At 54.1% G+C, this 381-nt stretch carries 1 pseudogene; it reads right to left on the reverse strand.

The features are described from left to right. Positions 1-300, reverse strand: a pseudogene (locus GPA22_RS22560) (hypothetical protein); the annotation flags it as partial. Positions 301-381 lie beyond the last annotated feature (81 nt).

Raw genomic sequence — 381 nt, forward strand, 5'->3', positions numbered from 1 at the left:
CTCCGCGCTTTGCTCCAGTACCCGCGCTTCTTTAATCGCAAGGTGGATCTGTTCCGGTTCGATATCCTGAATCTGACCGCGCATCGGGGCAGTATCGACATACAGGCTACGCAGAATGTCTGCCGCAGCGGTGACGCAAATCGGACGGCCGGTCAGTTTAAAGTGGTTATCGCGGCGATTGATCTCGATGCCGAGACGGCGTTCGAGCTGCTTGATGTTGTCATCAAACGGGCCGCACAGGCTCAACAGACGCGCATTGTCTGCTGGCTCCAGGGTGATTTCGCGATTGTCTATGTTCAAACCGTTCCTCTTATCTGTATGCCGCCGGAAGCTGAACATTCACCGGCCTATAAGGAAATTATTCACGCCACAGGAAAAAGG

The sequence above is a fragment of the Aromatoleum toluvorans genome (assembly GCF_012910905.1).
Classification (GTDB): domain Bacteria; phylum Pseudomonadota; class Gammaproteobacteria; order Burkholderiales; family Rhodocyclaceae; genus Aromatoleum; species Aromatoleum toluvorans.